Annotated in this window: 1 protein-coding gene; it reads right to left on the bottom strand. The window is 38.8% G+C overall.

Going from position 1 to position 1,965, the window contains the following annotated elements; all coding sequences use genetic code 11:
* Positions 1-1,965, bottom strand: a 1,965-nt coding sequence (gene rpoB / locus ACPUYX_RS20835) for a DNA-directed RNA polymerase subunit beta (RefSeq protein WP_426381495.1), incomplete at both ends; no start/stop codon positions are given.

The following is a 1,965-nucleotide window of genomic DNA, read 5'->3' as shown; positions in this document are numbered from 1 at the left end:
CACCAAACTGTGCCTTACCACCTAATGGCTGTTGAGTAACAAGTGAATATGGTCCTGTTGATCTAGCATGGATCTTATCATCAACTAAGTGAGCAAGTTTTAATATATACATGTAACCTACAGTTACTCTATTATCAAATGGTTCGCCAGTTCTACCATCGTACAATACTGTTTTTCCATCTGAATTATAACCTGCATCTTCTAAACATTCTCTAATATCGGATTCAGTTGCTCCATCAAATACAGGAGTTGCAATATGCCAACCTAAATTAGCTGCAGCCCAACCTAAATGCACTTCAAGTACCTGACCGATATTCATACGAGAAGGAACCCCTAGAGGGTTTAGGCATATTTGAAGAGGTCTTCCATCTGGTAAGAATGGCATATCTTCTTCTGGAAGTACCCTTGAGATAACCCCTTTGTTACCGTGTCTTCCTGCCATCTTATCTCCGACAGATATCTTTCTCTTTTGTGCAATATAGCATCTAACTAATTTATTTACTCCTGGAGGAAGTTCATCCCCGTTTTCACGAGTAAATACCTTAACGTCAACTATTATTCCGGCTTCCCCGTGAGGAACTCTTAATGAAGTATCTCTTACTTCTCTTGCTTTTTCCCCGAATATAGCTCTAAGTAGTCTTTCTTCTGCAGTAAGTTCTGTTTCACCCTTAGGTGTTACCTTACCAACAAGAATATCGCCTGATCTAACCTCAGCACCTATTCTTATAATTCCTCTTTCATCTATATCTTTTAAAGCGTCCTCACCAACATTAGGTATATCTCTAGTAATCTCTTCTGGCCCAAGCTTAGTATCTCTTGCTTCTGCTTCATATTCTTCTATATGAATGGATGTAAATACATCTTCTGCAACAAGCTTTTCTGATATAAGCATAGCATCTTCGTAGTTATATCCTTCCCAAGTTATAAATCCTATACGGATATTCTTACCTAATGCAATTTCACCTAAATCAGTGGATGGACCATCAGCTAATACTGTTCCAACGCCAACTTTTTCTCCCTTGCCTACTATAGGTCTTTGATTTATGCAAGTTCCTTGGTTAGATCTCTTAAACTTAAGAAGTTTATAAGAATCTACTCCACTATCTGAATCTCTTTTAACTCTAACTTCATTAGCACTTACATAGGTAACTATCCCAGCATTTTTTGCCTTAGGAAGAACCCCTGAATCAACAGCTGCCTTGTATTCTATACCAGTACCAACTATAGGTGCCTGTGCTTTTAGAAGTGGTACAGCCTGACGCTGCATGTTTGATCCCATTAGTGCACGGCTGGCGTCATCATTTTCAAGGAATGGTATCATTGCTGTAGCCACAGAAACAAGCTGTCTAGGAGATACATCCATTAGATCAACATCTTCTCTAGGAACTACTAGAACATCTTCTTGTGCTCTTACAGTTACCCTCTTGTCAACGAATCTTCCATCTTCGTCAATAGGTTCATTTGATTGCGCAACCAAGTACTCATCTTCTTCATTAGCTGTCAAATATACTATTTCAGTTGTTACTATGCCTGTTTTCTTGTCAATCATTCTATATGGACTTTCTATAAAACCGTACTCATTTACTCTTGCATATGTAGCAAGTGAGTTAATCAATCCGATGTTTGGACCTTCAGGTGTTTCTATAGGACACATTCTACCATAATGAGAATGGTGAACGTCTCTAACTTCGAATCCGGCTCTTTCTCTTGAAAGACCTCCTGGTCCTAATGCAGATAATCTTCTCTTATGTGTTAGCTCAGAAAGAGGATTAGTCTGATCCATGAACTGTGATAGCTGTGAGCTACCAAAGAATTCTTTAATAGCAGCAGCAACCGGTCTTATGTTAATTAGAGCTTGAGGTGTTATTACTTCCTGGTCCTGAATAGTCATTCTTTCCTTGACTACTCTTTCCATTCTAGAAAGACCTATCCTAAATTGGTTCTGTAACAACTCTCCTACAGATC

Source organism: Desulfosporosinus sp. SYSU MS00001, from assembly GCF_049943955.1.
Lineage (GTDB): Bacteria > Bacillota > Desulfitobacteriia > Desulfitobacteriales > Desulfitobacteriaceae > Desulfosporosinus.
The sequence above is the reverse complement of the archived record's forward strand: the minus strand, read 5'-3'. Positions and strand labels throughout refer to the sequence as shown.